The sequence below is a fragment of the Companilactobacillus paralimentarius genome (assembly GCF_963227125.1).
Lineage (GTDB): Bacteria > Bacillota > Bacilli > Lactobacillales > Lactobacillaceae > Companilactobacillus > Companilactobacillus paralimentarius.
Genome location: NZ_OY724131.1, coordinates 956,880 through 972,633 on the forward strand (window position 1 = coordinate 956,880; position 15,754 = coordinate 972,633).

The window sequence follows — 15,754 nt, forward strand, 5'->3', positions numbered from 1 at the left end:
CAAGTGGACAGCATTGATTTCAATAGTTATTTTAATGGCTTATATTTTTGTAGGCGTTTTAGCTATGCGGACTGTCCAAAATGTTGCATCCGTAAATGAGATTCATTCTTTTACAAATAAATTGTTGATCGGTGGCGTCATCGTTTTCGTTATTGGTGTTCTTTTGAGCTATTTTGCGGTAACGATGGTTTTGAACGACTTGAAGCGAATCAATAAGACTATCGATGATTTAAATAAAAAGCCTGATTCTGATTCTAGAATTAAGTTACGTAAGAGAAATGATGAAATTTACGATTTAACAGTCAATATCAATAAAATGTTAGATCGAATGCAAGCTTACACGAATCAACAAAAGGAATTCGTGGAGGATGTTTCGCATGAATTGAGAACACCAGTGGCTGTTTTGGAGGGACATTTGAGTATGTTACAACGTTGGGGAAAAGATGATCCTCAAGTTTTGAATGACTCAATTAATTCTTCATTACAAGAATTGAAACGTATGCAGTCCTTAATTCAAGAGATGCTTGATTTAACTAGAGTTGAACAAATCGATAGTGCCTATTTGGAGCAAACAACAGAAGTCAAACCATTATTTACCCAAGTTTATAATGATTTTAAAATGTTGCATCCCGATTTTGTTATTAATTTTGATGACGATATTCGTGAGGGTAGCAAAGTTAAAATTTATCGTAATCACTTGGAACAAGTGTTGGTCATCTTACTGGATAATGCCTTCAAATATTCCGCTGATCGAAAAGAAATAAATTTTGCAGCTTCGACTAATTCAGCTTTGCTGGAAGTTGTAGTTCAAGATTATGGCTTAGGAATCGCAAAAAAAGACCTTAAACGTATTTTTAACAGATTCTATAGAGTTGACAAGGCTCGCTCTAGAAAACGCGGAGGAAACGGATTAGGGCTTTCTATCGCCAAAAGATTGATTGAAATCTATCATGGTAGTTTGGAAGTAGAAAGTGTTGTCGGTTCAGGAACAGTTTTCAAGATTGAATTGCCACTTATCCAGGAAACTCCTGTTGAGGATGAAACGTCTAAAGGTGAATAATTATAAATGAATAGACATCTACTAGAGAAATATATCTCTGGTAGGTGCCTTTTTATGTTGCAGGTTATTTCCAAAGTTCAAGTCAAAAGTATATTATTAAGATACAATTCCAAGGGGAGGAAGATATTTTGAGTAAGAAAGCACTGTTAATTGGCGTAATGTGTTTACTACTAATTAGTGCCGGTTGTGCAAATAAGGCCGATGCGGATAAATCAACTTCTAACGTCAAGGCCACGGAAACTACAGAAAAAACAGTAGACTACACGAGCTTATCTCAATCAGAAAAAAATGAATTAACGTTTTTATTCACTAGAAGTAGTCAAGATCCAGTATCAGTGGATTTGAAAATTATTAATCGTACTAATAAAAATATAAGTTTTATCAATTCTGATTTTATCTTATTGCATACGAAAAGCGACAAAGTGAGAGCTGATAAAGATGGTGATAGTACTATTAGTTCTAATAGTACTAAGACAGTAAAGAATTTATTTGAAGATGTTGAATTGAGTGAATTTCAGACAGTAGGTTTATTTGTTTATAAAAATGAGGATAATGAGTTGGCTTATAGTGAAACAGCCAAGTTAAGTTCTCGTTCATCTAATTTGACTAATAGTAGTTTGGAAAATTCATATAAGCAGGCTACTAAAGCAGCTAAGGAAGCTAAACGAGTAACGAAATCAACTAGTTCTGAAACCGAAGATTCTAAGAAAAACAGTACTGATACCAATACTAATGCTAATACTACGGATACGAATGTTAATGATTCAACAAATACAAATACTGATAGTAGCAATAGTACTGATAATAAGACTAACAATAATAATGACTCTTCATCAGTTGGAACTGTTAGTTCTGTTCAGGCGATTAATATGGTTAAAAGTCATGATGGTAATACTGATAAGAAATATGCTGTGATCGTTGATCAAAATGGCGGTACAGCTAAGACATATACTGATAGTAATGGTCAATCTGTTTATTGGATTCATTCAAGTGATAGTGACGGATCATCTGGTGATGATTGGACGGTTTATCCAAATGGGACAGTAATGCATGCTAAACCAAATCTATAGAGTAAAAAAAGAGGTTGTAAATTCATTAGAATTTACAACCTCTTTTTTGATTATTTTTTGTTACGATTTTGTTTACCCTTGTTTAATTCACGGATGTTCTTGTGAAGCTCTTTTTCTTCAGCTTGTTGAGCACTACCAGCAGGGGAACTAGGAGCAGCCCCACCGTTTAAGATACTATCAAGCATTTCTTGAGTAACCACGACTTTAACCGGATGCTTAGCTAAATCAGCATCGGTTTGTTTTCTAATTCTTGGAGTTACGATGTAGTTAGTAATCAATTGCTGGATAACGATAACAACACCACCAACCAAGAAGTAAAGAGCAAGTGCGGCAGATAGGAAGATTGAGAAGAAGAAAGTCATCAATGGACTGACCATCATCATTGTTTGCATTTGTTTTCTTTGTTCTGGTGGAACGATTTGTAATGACATCCAACTTTGAATGACATAGAACAAAGTTGCAATAATGGCAATGACGATACTTGGTTTACCAAGTGGAATATTTAAGAAAGTAGCAGAAGCAATTTCTTTAGAATATTGTACGGCCTGATAAATACCCATCAAAATAGGCATTTGTAGCAATAATGGTAAACAACCCATACCACCAGTCAAGCTAAGATTATTCTTTTTATAAACATCCATCATTAAAGCACTAATTTTTTGTTGTGCAGCTGGATCTTTAGCTTTCTTTTGTGCAGCTTGAATCATCTTCAACTGTGGTTGTACGGCACGCATTTTTTCCTGTTGAGTCGTTGACTTGTATTGTTGATTCAATGATAGAGGAACCAATACTAGACGAACGATAAAGGAAATAATAACAATACCCCATGCGTAGGCATTTTTACCACCAATAGTTTGAGCCGTCTTTAGGATTAACTTTTGGAATGGAGTTCCAATCCATTTGTAAACAATTCCGTAGGGCCCACTAGTAGGGGCATGTAAATTTGCAGCTGTTTGCTGCGCACACCCCGTCAAAACTAGTGTCAGTACTAAAACTAACGAAAGTACTGATAGATATTTGACGTATTTTTTATTCAATTAATAAACCACCCTTTTAGTCGTATATACTGTAATATACGTTAACTCATTTGACGTTTCAACCAATCACAGTAAATTTTTTGTAATGTTGTAAGTCGTCAGAAAAAGTATAGTCCAATTTTCTGACTTTTCCAAAGGGTGATGGCGAAGATTTAACACGATTTAAAAAAACGTAGAGTTCTTTTTGGGGTGCTTCAGCTTCAATGGACACGGAACCGTCGATTTCATTTCGGACAGTTCCAGTTACGCCCAATTCAACTGCAACTTGCAAAGTTGAGTATCGAAAACCCACGCCCTGTACTAAACCATCAACATTAATAGAAAGATGTTTCACAACTAATCACCTCACATCATCTTATGTGTTAGTATTTATATTATAGAACAAGAGGGATGAGACACATATGAAATATATTGAATCTAAGAAAAATGATGAAATTAAGCAATTAAAGAAATTAGCATCAACAAAGTACATTAGAAAAACAGGAACTTACATGGTAGAAGGTTTTCACTTAGTACGTGAAGCCGATGAATATGAACAAGATTTTGTTCAAGTATTAGTTACTGAGAAGTATGCTGAGGATCGCTTGGTTAAGAAATACCACGATATCGCTGTGACTGTTTCAGAAGAAGTAGCTAAAGAACTATCTGAGACAAAGACTCCACAGGGAATCTTTGCTATTCTTAAAGTAAATAATACAGAATCATTGTCAGCTATTACCGGAAAATGGGTTATGTTAGACGATGTTCAAGATCCTGGTAATGTAGGAACTATTGTTAGAACTGCTGATGCTGCCGGATATGATGGCGTTATTACTAGCTTGGACTCGGCCGATTTTTATCAACCAAAAGTTCAACGCTCGATGCAAGGTAGTCAATTCCATTTACCAATCTATCGTATGGATATTCATAAGGCTATCGATATGGCTAAAGAATCAGAATTAACAATCTATGGTTCTGAAGTTAATGAGCAAGCTAAACCTTACAACGAATTAGAAAAGCTTGATAACTATGCTTTAATTATGGGTAACGAAGCTCATGGTGTGACACAAGATGTCCTCAATGCTTGTGACGAAAATATTTATATTCCAATTTTAGGAAAAGCTGAATCACTAAATGTGGCTGTAGCAGCTGGGGTATTGATGTACGGACTACAAACACTTTAAAAACTTGCGAAACTTTTTGGTTTTTGTATAATTAGTCATATGAAAATAGTTTAAACTTTGATGAAAAGTAGTAACTTGGGATTTCATAACAGGAAGAGTCGTTGACTGAGAAGACTTGATGAATGAAAGAGTGAATTCACTTTCTGAGTTTATAAGTTGGTTACTATATAACCTTTGAGTGCATGTATTAAACATGAACTAGGGTGGTACCGCGAGTCCTCGTCCCTTATTTGGGATGAGGACTTTTTTTATGCAGAAAGTTCGTTAAAGAGATTGCAAACATTTGAAGATAACAATAAAAAAGTAATGCAGGAGGAAAACTATGTCATTAGATGATAAGCTCAAAAGCTTAAGAGAAAATGGTATCGATGAGGCTAAGCGTGCCCAAAGACTTCAAGAATTAAATGATCTAAGAGTTAACTTATTAGGAAAGAAAGGCCCAATTACTAAAGCCTTACGTGGAATGAAAGACGTTCCAGCTGAGCAACGTCCTGAAATTGGTACTTTAGCTAATAATGTTAAGAAAGATATCCAACAAGCTATTGAAGAAAAAATGACTGAGTTGAATGAAAAATTGGTAGCACATCAACTTGAAGAAGAAAAAATTGATGTTACTTTGCCAGCCGCTAAACAAATTCAGGGAACTAAACATATTTTGAATCAAACAATTGAAGACATCGAACAATTTTTCATCGGTTTAGGCTATGAAGTTGCTCCAGGTTATGAAGTTGAAGAAGATCACTATAATTTTGAAAGATTAAATATTCCTAAGGATCATCCTGCTCGTGATATGCAAGACACATTCTATTTGTCAGATGAATTATTGATGAGAACTCAGACTTCAGCTCAAGAAGGTCGTGACATGGAAGCTCATGATTTTACTAAGGGTCCTTTGAAGATGATCTCACCAGGTGTGGTTTATCGCCGTGATGATGATGACGCTACTCATTCACATCAATTCCATCAAATCGAAGGTTTAGTTGTTGATAAGAATATCAGTATGGCTGATTTAAAGGGTACTTTGGAAGCTTTGTGTCGTCATGTCTTTGGTGCACAGCGTGAAATTCGTTTCCGTCCAAGTTACTTCCCATTTACCGAACCATCAGTTGAAGTTGATGTTTCGTGTTTCAATTGTGATGGTAAAGGCTGTCGTATTTGTAAGTATACTGGTTGGATCGAAGTTTTAGGTGCCGGTTTGACACATCCTAATGTTTTGAAGATGTCAGGGATTGATCCTAACGAATACAGTGGTATGGCTTTTGGTCTTGGACCTGAACGTTTTGCCATGCTTAAATACGGAATCAACGATATTCGTGATTTTTATCTAAATGATGTTAGATTCCTAGAACAATTCAAAGGAGTAAATTAAGATAATGAAAATTTCTGTTAATTGGTTAAAAGAATATATTCCTGTCACACATACTGTTGAAGAAATGGCTAATAAAATTTCTCTAACTGGTATCGAATCAAGTCCTGTTGAATTGGGAACAGAATTAACAGGTTTGGTTGTAGGTCATGTTACAAGTGTTAAACCACACCCTGATTCAGATCACTTAAAAGTTTGCATGGTTGATATTGGTGAAGATGAGGATGTCCAAATCGTTTGTGGTGCTCCTAATGTGGCTGCGGACCAATATGTAATTGTAGCTACACATGGTGCTCATTTACCAGATGGCGTCAGAATTAAGCGTGGTAAATTACGTGGTCAAGAGTCAAATGGAATGATCTGTGGTTTGGATGAAGTTGGTGTGCCTGCTAAATATATGCCTGAAGAATTTGAAAATGGTATTTATGTTTTCGATGAACCACAAAAACCAGGTACTGCTGTGTATGATCTGTTAGGTTTGAAGGACAAAATGGTTGATATCGATATCACACCTAACCGTGCTGATACTTTGGGTATGCGTGGTGCAGCATGGGAAATTGGTGCTACTTATGATGAAAAGCCTAATTTCAAAAAACCAGAATTAAATGCTGATAAAATCAAAGATTTAAATGAAGTTGATGTAGAAGTTGAAGAAAAATCTTTAGTGCCTGATTACTTATTACGTGAATTGAAGGATGTTAAAGTTGGTAAGAGTCCACTTTGGATGCAAAGAAGACTCTGGAATCAAGGTATTCGTCCAGTCAACAGTGTAATTGATGCTGCTAACTACGTTATGATCGAATATGGTCAACCAATTCAAGCTTATGATTTGGATAAACTAGTTGAAAAGAAATTGGTCATTAAAAAGGCTCAAGATGGTGACAAATTAAAATTGGCTGATGAGGATAAGGTCTTAAATCATAATGATCTGATTATTGCATCTGGTGAAGATATTCTTGGAGTTGCTGGGATTGTTAATGGTACAGTTGCTCAAGTAGATGAGAATTCTAAGAATATCTTACTAGAGGCTGGTGTATTTGATGGAGCCAGTGTTCGTAAGACAGCACAAAGACACGACCTACGCGATGATGCTTCAAATCGTTTCGAAAAGGGCGTTGACAATGGTATTGTTTCTGAAGCTTTAGTTCGTGCCACACAATTGGTTGATGAAATTAGTGGTGCTAAAGAGATTTCAAAGGAAATTGTTGGTAATTATACAGAAGCTAAACCAACTGTTATTGAAGGTAGTGTTTCTCACATCAACCACCTGATGGGCTTAGAACTATCGACCGATGAAATGGTGGGTATTTTGGATCGTTTAGGCTTTAGCGTAAAAGTTGATGGCGACAAGATCACTGTCACTATTCCAACTCGTCGTTGGGATATGGCGATTGAAGCCGATCTTGTGGAAGAAGTTAACCGTATTTACGGATATGAAAATTTACCTAACACTTTGCCTGCTGGTATGGAAACACGTGGTGGTTACAGTCAAAAACGTGAATTCAGTAATAAATTACGTGATGTTTTACTCGGTGAGGGAATGGATGAAGTTATCAACTTTTCATTGTTAAGTAAAAAAGAAGTTGACGACTTTAATACGTTGAACACTGAATATACTAAGTTATTGCATCCAATGACTGAAGATCATGAATATTTGAGAAATAGTTTAATTCCAGGATTAGTTCGTAACATTGCATACAATCAAGCTAGAAATAATAATGATTTAAGTATTTTTGAACAAGCTCGTATTTTTGCACGTCCAAAGGGTCAAACCCGTCCTAATGAAATTGAATATCTCTCTGGTGCTATCAGTGGCAATGTGATAAGTGATTCATGGAATACTAAATCTCAAAAAATTGATTTCTATTATCTCAAAGGGATTGTTGACGAAGTATTATCATTTACTAATGCTGATGCTAAATTTGAGTATGAAGCTACGGCCGACTATGCAAATATGCATCCAGGTCAAACTGCCAAGATTTTGGCTAACGGTCAAGTAGTAGGCTTGATTGGTAAATTACATCCTAAGTATCAAAAGGATCATAATGTTGATGAAACATTTGTTTTCGAATTGAATATTGATGCTCTCTTTGAACTAAACGAGAAGAGTATTAAATCTCAAAGCGCTCCAAAATATCCAAGTGTTAGTCGTGATTTAGCTATTCTAGTTAAGAGCGATGTTGAAAATGCCCAAATTATTTCAGACATCTATGAAAATGGTGGCAAGTATTTGAATAATGTAACGATTTTTGATGTTTATGAGGGCAAGAATATTAAGACAAACTATAAGTCATTGGCTTATCATCTAGAGTTTTTGAATCCAAATGATACCTTGACTGATGAAGAAGTTGAAAAGGCATTTTCATTAGTTAAAGATAGTTTGGTTGAAAAATTTAATGTGGAAATTAGATAATTATTCCAAAACTAATGGTATAATTCTAATAAATTAACTCGGGAGGCTGTGTCTTGAGCCAGAAGGACGAAAAAAAAGAAGCATTAAAGCAAGAATCAACTGATAAAATGAAAACTCGCGCTGAGGAACGATCTGTAGCTAATCATATTGCCTATTGGATTGTTGGCGTGATTGCTGTTTTGGCGGTTGTTGTTGCTATTATTGGCTTCAATTATGTAAACAGTTCATTGCAACCATACAATGCGAATAGTAAAGATGATATTGTCGTTAATATTCCTGTTGGTTCATCAAGTAAAGAAATTGCCAAAACACTTGAAAAGGACAAAATCATCAAGAGTGCGACAGTCTTTAATTTCTATATAAAGGCCCAGAACTATAATGATTTTCAAGCTGGATATTATACTTTCAAGCAATCAATGGATATGAATTCTATTGTTAAGCAATTGCAAAAGGGTGGAAGTGCTCAACCAACTGGAACGGCTAAAGATACTGTGTTAGTTCGTGAAGGTGTTACAATCGATCAGATTGGTGATCAAATTCAAAAGAGTACTAGCTTTACGAAAAAGGATTTCTTAAAGTTGATGAAGAATGAAAAATTCATGAAACAACTACAAAAGAAATACCCACAATTGCTAAATTCAACAATGTCCAGAAAGAATGTTAGATATCATCTTGAAGGTTATTTGTTCCCAGCTACATACAGTGTTTACAAAGGATTGAGTTTGAAACAATTAGTTGGTCAAATGGTTGAAAAGGATAATGATATGCTACAGCCATACTTCTCAACAATTAAAGAGAAGGGCTATTCTGTTCAAGAAGTTCTAACCTTAGCATCATTGGTTGAACGTGAAGGTGTTACAAAGGCAGATCGTGGAAAGATTGCTGGTGTCTTCCTTAACCGTTTAGATGTTGACATGCCTATACAATCTGATATTTCTGTTATGTACGCTTTGAATACACATAAGACTAAACTTACGTATAAGGATGTTAGAGTAAAATCACCATATAATTTGTACAAGAATACCGGTTATGGTCCTGGACCATTCAATACTCCAAGTATTCAATCAATAGAATCCGTCTTGAATCCAACTGACAGAGATCAAAATTATCTCTACTTTGTTGCAGATTTGAAGAGTGGTAAGGTATATTATTCACGTACACTTGCAGAACATGAGAAGAAAGTAGCTGCTCTTAACCAGTAGTATTTATAGTGAATTAAGAAATGTCATCTAATCATGGTTGATTAGATGACATTTTAAAATTAGAATATTAATAAATGATTTTTTAGAAATGAGGAAGTTATAAAATGGCAGATAAAAGTTACCCTATGACAGCTGAAGGTAAGAAAAAGCTCGAAGAAGAATTGGAAAATTTAAAGAAGGTTAAACGTCCAGAAGTAATCAACAGAATTAAGATTGCTAGAAGTTTTGGTGATTTATCTGAAAATTCTGAGTATACTTCTGCTAAAGATGAACAAAGTGTTGTTGAATCACGTATTTCACAAATTATTGAAATGCTACAATACGCTAATGTCATTGATACTGATGAAGTTGCTAGTGATGAAATTTCTATTGGTAAAAAGGTTACCGTTCAAGAAGACGGTGAAGAACCTGATGTTTACACGATTGTTGGTGCTGCTGAATCAGATCCTGATAGTGGTAAAATTTCAAATGACTCACCGATTGCTAAAGCTTTGTTAGGTAAGCATACAGGTGACGTTGTTACTGTTGAGACACCTGTTGGCAGTTATGATTTGACTGTTAAGTCCGTAGAAGTTGCTTAGTGAAGACGTTTTCTGTTATGTTTACCTTATAAAATATTGAGGTGACAATAATGAAAATTGAAATAACTGATGAAGCTTCTAAATGGTTCCGTGAGGAACTTGATTTGGTTCCTGGGGATGGAATCCATTTCTATGGTAAAGTATATGGTAAGACAATGGTTCATGATGGTTTTTCAATTGCTATGCGAAAAGAAAAACCAATTGATCCGGAGTCTAGCACTGTAGTTGATGGAATTACATATTTTATTACCGATAGTGATACTTGGTTTTTTGCTAGATATGATCTGTTGGTTGAATATGATCCTAAACTAGATGGACCCAATTACATTTTTAAATCTAATGAATAACTATTCGCTTTTTTGAAGGATAATATGAGAAGAATACTTGATATATTAAAGAAAAGAACAGGTAGTCAAGCGAAGTCTACTATTCCATTTCGTCTAAACCTGCTTTTTTTTATTGTCTTTGTTCTATTTGCCATGTTAGTTGGACAACTTGCATATTTACAAATCGTTTATGGTGGTAAATTTCAAGCTGAAGTTAACCGAACAGACAAGACAGTAATGACAGGCAGTGTACCTCGTGGAATGATCTATGATTCTAAAGGTAGACTATTGGTAGGTAATTCAACACAAAACGCTATTACATACACAAAGAGTGGTAGCGTTAAGTCGACAGATATCTATCAAATCGTTAACAGATTGACTAAATATTTAACCGTTGAGAAAACTAATTTAACTAACCGTGATAAGGCTGATTATATTCTGTCAGCACCAGGTAAATCAGCTAAAGTTATTAAGCAGATGCCTAAATCATATCGTGTTAATTCAAGTGGAGACGCCTTAACATCTACTAAAATTTATGCAAATGAAGTTAAATATGTTGAACAACAAGGTATTCATTTGAATGATAAAGACCTTCAAAGGGCCACTTTATTTAAGAAAATGAGTTCAGCTTATTCACTTTCTACAGTCTTTTTGAAGGATAAGAATTTAACCGCTAAAGAGATCGCTGAAGTTAGTGAACATTTAACAGAGTTGCCTGGAATTAGTATTGGTAGTAACTGGGAACGTGATTATCCACAAGGGACATCTATCGAAAGTATTATCGGTGGAGTTTCTACAGAACAACAAGGTATTCCTGATGATGAATTAAATACTATGTTGGCATCTGGTTATTCTCGTAATGACCGTGTTGGTACGAGTTATTTGGAAAAGAGTTATGAATCAATTCTTTCTGGTACTAAGAGTAAACGTGAAGTACAAGTGGGTTCTAATAACCAGATTAAGAAGAGTAAAGTTGTTTACAAAGGTCAAAAGGGTGGAAACCTTAATTTGACTATTGATTCATCTTTCCAAAAGAAAGTACAAGATGCTTTAAATACGCAATACAGTGCCGCTAAGTCTGCTGGTATTACACAATACTCTGATGGTGCTTATGTTGTTGCTATGAATCCTAAGACCGGAGCTATCTTGGCTATGGCCGGGGTTCACAATAATCCTAAGACTGGTAAAACTAGTGAAGATGCCTTAGGTGTTATCAATCGTACCTTCGTAATGGGTTCTGCCGTTAAGGGTGCAACTGTTTTAGGTGCCATGATGGATGGAGTTATTTCACCATCTAACAATACTTTGGCCGATGAACCAATTTACTTGCCTGGTACTCCAGTTAAGAAGTCTGTTTACCCAATTGGTACCTTCAGTAGCTTGAGTGCTGTACAAGCCCTTCAGTTCTCATCTAATGAGTACATGATGGCTTTGGCAATGAAGGAAGCTAATGCTAAATATACAGCAAATACTTATATTAAAATGGATTCAGATATCTTTTCTAAATTGAGAGGTTATTTCAATCAATTTGGATTAGGTGTGAAGACTGGTATTGATATTTCCGGTGAAACAAAGGGTATCGAAGGTGCTACACTTAATAGTTCTGGTGAATTGAAGACTGGTTCTGCACTGGATTTGTCTTATGGAAACTATGACGCCTATACTTTAATTGAAATGGCTCAATATATTTCAACTATTGCTAATGGTGGCTATAGAATGAAACCATATATTGTACAATCGATTCAAAAGACTAAAGATGATGGTACTAAAGGTGCCTTGACTTCAGTTACACAACCTAAGGTCTTGAACAAAGTTGGATTCACTAATGATGAATTAGACGTTGTTAAGAGAGGTATGTATGCCGCTGTTCACGGTAGTGGTTACTGGACTACTGCTACTCGTTTGGCCAATATTAAGCCAGCTGTAGCCGCTAAGACTGGTACTGCTCAGTCATTCTACTATGACCCTGATAATCCAAGCAGTGATCCTCCTGAAACAATTACTACTAGTTTAGTTAGTTTTGGACCTTATAGTGATCCTAATATTGCGATGGCTATTGTGTTCCCTAATTTAACTAGTGAAAGTGGATCATATCCACAATTACTTGCAAAACAGATATATACGGATTACTATAAGATGACAGGACAGAAATAAATCCTGATTTGACCTTTTAAAATACCGTAAAAAATGATATATTTAATTAGTTGAATTTAGTTAAGTATTTATGAAAGGATGTTCCAAAGATGAGAGTAAACATAACAATGGAATGTACTTCATGTCATGAACGTACATATCTAACAAACAAGAGCAAACGTAACAACCCTGATCGCCTTGAACTTAAGAAGTATTGTCCACGCGAACGTACTGTTACATTGCATCGTGAAACAAAATAAACAACAGGTTAAAATTCCTGTTGTTTTTTTTTACTAGGATTGGGAGTGATTAGTTGGATAAAGTAAGCTTTAGAAAGAAGCAAATTGATCTGGTTAGTGCTTTTATGAAATCTGACAAGGCACAAAAAGAGATCAATAATATTTATTTTCAGCTTTTTAATGATTTAGATTTTCAAAATGCACCAAGTGTTGGAATTACTTTAAGTATGAATGATGAAATTCCGACGTTCCCGATCATCAATCAGTGTTGGGAAATAGGCAAGGAAGTTTATATTCCAAAGACTTTTGCCGATCATTCAATGACTTTTGTTAAGTATACGAAAGATACTGAAATCGAAGAGAGTCCTTTTGGTGTTCGTGAACCAAAGAATTATGAAAATAATTTAATGGATCCTCCTGATCTTTTAATTGTTCCAGGTCTAGCCTTTTCTAAGGATAGGCATAATCGTTTAGGATTTGGTGCAGGATGTTTTGATAGATATCTGGCTAAGTATCCAACTAAGACTATCTCTTTAGCATCTTCACAGCAATATTATGAAAAAGCACAGTGGCCGATTTATGTATTAGATAAACCAATAGATAAAATCATTTTAGCTAAGACAGATAAGGATCAACAAAATGTTTAATCGACAGAGTAATGCATATGTAACATGGACACTCTTGGTATTGACTATCGGAGTTTATCTGGTTGAAGTTCTAGCTGGAGGCTCACAGAATAGCAATACTTTGATGACAATGGGTGCCATGACGAATGCAAGTATTCAGACTGGTGACTGGTGGCGTTTAATTACACCAATATTTTTACACTTAAGTGTCTTCCATATTTTCATGAATGGGTTTACACTATTATATGTTGGTCAAATATTGGAGCCCATGATAGGTCATTGGCGCTTTTTAACAATTTACCTTTTAAGTGGTATCACTGGTAATTTAGCAAGTTTTGCTTTTGGAAGTGATAATGCAATTTCAGTGGGTGCTAGTACTTCGATTTTTGGTCTCTTTGCGGCTTTCTTAGCTTTGGGATTCATATATCGTGAAAATAGATTTATGACTGAAATTGGTAAGAGTTTTCTAGGCTTAATTGTCGTTAATTTACTTTTGGACTTATTAATGCCTAGTATTAATATTTGGGGGCATCTTGGTGGTGCACTTGGGGGATTGTTCTTAGGATATACCTTAGGTTTGCCTGGTATACAACGTCCTAAGATGATTTTTAGAATATTATCTCTAGTTGTTTTAGTCGTAATTTCTTACTTTATGTATACAAAAGGTATGATAGTTTATGGATGAGATGAGTTTTAGAACTCTTTATGACGTTCAACAACTTCTAAAAAGATATGGCACTTTTGTTCACGTTGGTAAAAGAATGTGGGATATAGAGCTTATGTTTATTGAAGTTAAGCGTTTATATGAGAGTCAAATGATCGACAAAAAGACCTTCATTAATGCTCAATTGGTCTTAAAACGTGAGCATAGAATAGAAGAAGAGAAAGAAAAGGACAGATCAAAGTGACAGACAAAAAGTTAATCGGTGTTGACCTTGGTGGTACAACAATTAAATTTGCTATTCTTACTGAAAAAGGTGAGATTCAACAAAAATGGAGTATTGAAACAAATATTCTATCTGACGGACAATTAATTATTCCTGATATTATTGATTCAATCAATCATCATCTTGATATGTACGGCATGAGTGCTGATCAATTTGATGGAATTGGTTTGGGTTCACCTGGTACTATCGATCATGAAAAAGGAACAATCAAGGGTGCCTACAATCTTAACTGGACTAACGAAGTTTATCCAGTTCGCGACATTGAAAAGGGAACAGGTCTTCCTGTAACTATTGAAAATGATGCTAATGTTGCAGCACTTGGTGAAAGATGGCAAGGTGCTGGTAATAATGCTAAAGATGTTGTCTTCGTAACACTTGGTACTGGTGTTGGTGGTGGTATCATCGCCAATGGTCAATTATTACAAGGTGCTAATGGTGCAGCAGGTGAAATCGGTCACGTTACCGTTGATCCTAACGGTTTCATGTGTACATGTGGTAAGAGAGGTTGTTTGGAAACAATCGCTTCTGCTACTGGTATCGTTCGTGTCGCTAGAGATCGTGCTTCAGAGTATGCTGGAGATTCAGAATTGAAGGCTATGCTTGATGATGGTCAAGATATTTCTGCTAAAGATGTTTTCGATTTAGCTAAAAAAGATGATGATCTAGCATTGATCGTTGCTGATTATGTTTGTGATTCACTTGGATTTGTTTTAGGTAATATCGCTAATACTTTGAATCCTAAATATGTAGTTATCGGTGGTGGTGTTTCTGCTGCTGGAGAATTCCTTCTAAACAAAGTAGACAAAGCTATGCGTAAGAATGAATTTGCTACAATCAAGGACTCAACTGAACTAAGACTTGCTAGTCTTGGTAATGGTGCAGGTGTTATCGGTGCTGCTTCATTGATTAAAGTTGGTTAGGGGTTTGTGTTAATGCAAGTATTAAATGCAGTTTTGTACGTTATTGTAATAGGATTTATCATCTATTGGGTCGGCTCATGGCTTTATTATTGGTATAAAGGTAGACAAATGGGTGGCTCACTTGATCAAAAAACCTTTGAAAAAACAATGAGAAAAGCTCAAATTGTTGATTTGAGAGAAAAAAATGCATTCGATGCAAAACATATCCTTGGTGCTAGAAGTCTTCCTTATACGCAGTTAAAATATAATGAGGGCGAATTGAGACCAGATCTTCCTGTATATTTATATGCAGATAGTAAGAATATTTGTGTTCGTGCTGCCATCAAGTTAACAAAAAAATGGGGCTTTACTGACGTTAAGTGGTTAGAGGATCGCTTTTCCGATTGGGAAGGTCAAACTAAAAAAACTACTAAGCTATAAAAAAATGCTGTGCAGAAAAAATTCTGACACAGCATTTTTTATTGTTTAGTAATTAATTAACCTTGATGTGCTTGAAGACTCTTACGATTTGCACGTCTGCGGTTTTCTTCAACTCGTTCGTTTTCTTCGTTTTCAGGTTCGATAACCTTTTTCTTGAATGCATGTAGTGCACCATAAACGGCTGTTGCTGTTGTTAATGAACCAACAAGAAAGCCTTTAACAAAACGAAAATGTTTTTGATTTTTTGCCAT

The 15,754-nt window shown here is 35.3% G+C and carries 18 protein-coding genes; 15 read left to right on the top strand and 3 right to left on the bottom strand.

Annotated features, from left to right (window positions below; genetic code table 11):
* The first annotated feature begins 13 nt into the window (after positions 1–13).
* Positions 14–1,060, top strand: coding sequence for a cell wall metabolism sensor histidine kinase WalK (locus ACI6PB_RS04465; protein WP_227005248.1), 1,047 nt, complete (start codon positions 14–16; stop codon positions 1,058–1,060).
* Positions 1,061–1,188: 128 nt separating this feature from the next.
* A complete protein-coding gene (locus ACI6PB_RS04470) occupies positions 1,189–2,130 on the top strand; it encodes a hypothetical protein (RefSeq protein ID WP_404327808.1) in 942 nt (313 codons plus the stop codon).
* Between the two features lie 50 nt (positions 2,131–2,180).
* Here the strand turns inward: ACI6PB_RS04470 and yidC are convergent, their stop codons facing one another.
* Together yidC and ACI6PB_RS04480 are read right to left on the bottom strand one after the other, a co-directional pair.
* A complete protein-coding gene (gene yidC, locus ACI6PB_RS04475; RefSeq protein ID WP_025084506.1) occupies positions 2,181–3,167 on the bottom strand; it encodes a membrane protein insertase YidC in 987 nt (328 codons plus the stop codon).
* 58 nt (positions 3,168–3,225) lie between these two features.
* On the bottom strand, positions 3,226–3,501 hold the full coding sequence (locus ACI6PB_RS04480; protein ID WP_404279950.1) for an acylphosphatase: 276 nt from the start codon (positions 3,499–3,501) through the stop codon (positions 3,226–3,228).
* Between the two features lie 67 nt (positions 3,502–3,568).
* Here ACI6PB_RS04480 and ACI6PB_RS04485 point away from each other — a divergent pair, with 67 nt between their 5' ends.
* The 13 genes from ACI6PB_RS04485 (at position 3,569) to ACI6PB_RS04545 (ending at position 15,503) form a co-directional block, all read left to right on the top strand.
* Entirely contained in the window at positions 3,569–4,330 is a 762-nt protein-coding gene (locus ACI6PB_RS04485) for an RNA methyltransferase (protein WP_025084508.1), read from the top strand.
* A 322-nt stretch (positions 4,331–4,652) separates the two neighbouring features.
* Positions 4,653–5,699 carry a phenylalanine--tRNA ligase subunit alpha gene (gene pheS, locus ACI6PB_RS04490; RefSeq protein WP_025084509.1) on the top strand — a complete coding sequence of 349 codons (1,047 nt, stop codon included), beginning with the start codon at positions 4,653–4,655 and terminating at the stop codon, positions 5,697–5,699.
* A 4-nt stretch (positions 5,700–5,703) separates the two neighbouring features.
* On the top strand, positions 5,704–8,109 hold the full coding sequence (gene pheT / locus ACI6PB_RS04495; protein WP_025084510.1) for a phenylalanine--tRNA ligase subunit beta: 2,406 nt from the start codon (positions 5,704–5,706) through the stop codon (positions 8,107–8,109).
* A 53-nt stretch (positions 8,110–8,162) separates the two neighbouring features.
* On the top strand, positions 8,163–9,311 hold the full coding sequence (gene mltG, locus ACI6PB_RS04500; protein ID WP_025084511.1) for an endolytic transglycosylase MltG: 1,149 nt from the start codon (positions 8,163–8,165) through the stop codon (positions 9,309–9,311).
* A 104-nt stretch (positions 9,312–9,415) separates the two neighbouring features.
* On the top strand, positions 9,416–9,892 hold the full coding sequence (gene greA, locus ACI6PB_RS04505; protein WP_025084512.1) for a transcription elongation factor GreA: 477 nt from the start codon (positions 9,416–9,418) through the stop codon (positions 9,890–9,892).
* A 50-nt stretch (positions 9,893–9,942) separates the two neighbouring features.
* A complete protein-coding gene (locus ACI6PB_RS04510) occupies positions 9,943–10,239 on the top strand; it encodes a HesB/YadR/YfhF family protein (protein ID WP_025084513.1) in 297 nt (98 codons plus the stop codon).
* Positions 10,240–10,263: 24 nt separating this feature from the next.
* Positions 10,264–12,372, top strand: a complete 2,109-nt coding sequence (locus ACI6PB_RS04515; RefSeq protein WP_025084514.1) for a penicillin-binding protein 2 — start codon at positions 10,264–10,266, stop codon at positions 12,370–12,372.
* Positions 12,373–12,461: 89 nt separating this feature from the next.
* Positions 12,462–12,611, top strand: a complete 150-nt coding sequence (gene rpmG, locus ACI6PB_RS04520) for a 50S ribosomal protein L33 (protein WP_075887565.1) — start codon at positions 12,462–12,464, stop codon at positions 12,609–12,611.
* Between the two features lie 53 nt (positions 12,612–12,664).
* On the top strand, positions 12,665–13,237 hold the full coding sequence (locus ACI6PB_RS04525; protein ID WP_309511043.1) for a 5-formyltetrahydrofolate cyclo-ligase: 573 nt from the start codon (positions 12,665–12,667) through the stop codon (positions 13,235–13,237).
* Positions 13,230–13,901 carry a rhomboid family intramembrane serine protease gene (locus ACI6PB_RS04530; protein WP_025084516.1) on the top strand — a complete coding sequence of 224 codons (672 nt, stop codon included), beginning with the start codon at positions 13,230–13,232 and terminating at the stop codon, positions 13,899–13,901. Before ACI6PB_RS04525 ends, ACI6PB_RS04530 begins: the two co-directional genes overlap by 8 nt.
* Positions 13,894–14,124, top strand: a complete 231-nt coding sequence (locus tag ACI6PB_RS04535; protein ID WP_025084517.1) for a YqgQ family protein — start codon at positions 13,894–13,896, stop codon at positions 14,122–14,124. Before ACI6PB_RS04530 ends, ACI6PB_RS04535 begins: the two co-directional genes overlap by 8 nt.
* Positions 14,121–15,083 carry an ROK family glucokinase gene (locus tag ACI6PB_RS04540; RefSeq protein ID WP_025084518.1) on the top strand — a complete coding sequence of 321 codons (963 nt, stop codon included), beginning with the start codon at positions 14,121–14,123 and terminating at the stop codon, positions 15,081–15,083. The genes ACI6PB_RS04535 and ACI6PB_RS04540 overlap by 4 nt, the downstream gene beginning before the upstream one ends.
* Positions 15,084–15,095: 12 nt before the next feature.
* Positions 15,096–15,503 carry a rhodanese-like domain-containing protein gene (locus ACI6PB_RS04545; RefSeq protein ID WP_309511042.1) on the top strand — a complete coding sequence of 136 codons (408 nt, stop codon included), beginning with the start codon at positions 15,096–15,098 and terminating at the stop codon, positions 15,501–15,503.
* 56 nt (positions 15,504–15,559) lie between these two features.
* Here the strand turns inward: ACI6PB_RS04545 and ACI6PB_RS04550 are convergent, their stop codons facing one another.
* Complete coding sequence (locus ACI6PB_RS04550) at positions 15,560–15,754, bottom strand: DUF3042 family protein (protein ID WP_025084520.1); 195 nt, start codon at positions 15,752–15,754, stop codon at positions 15,560–15,562.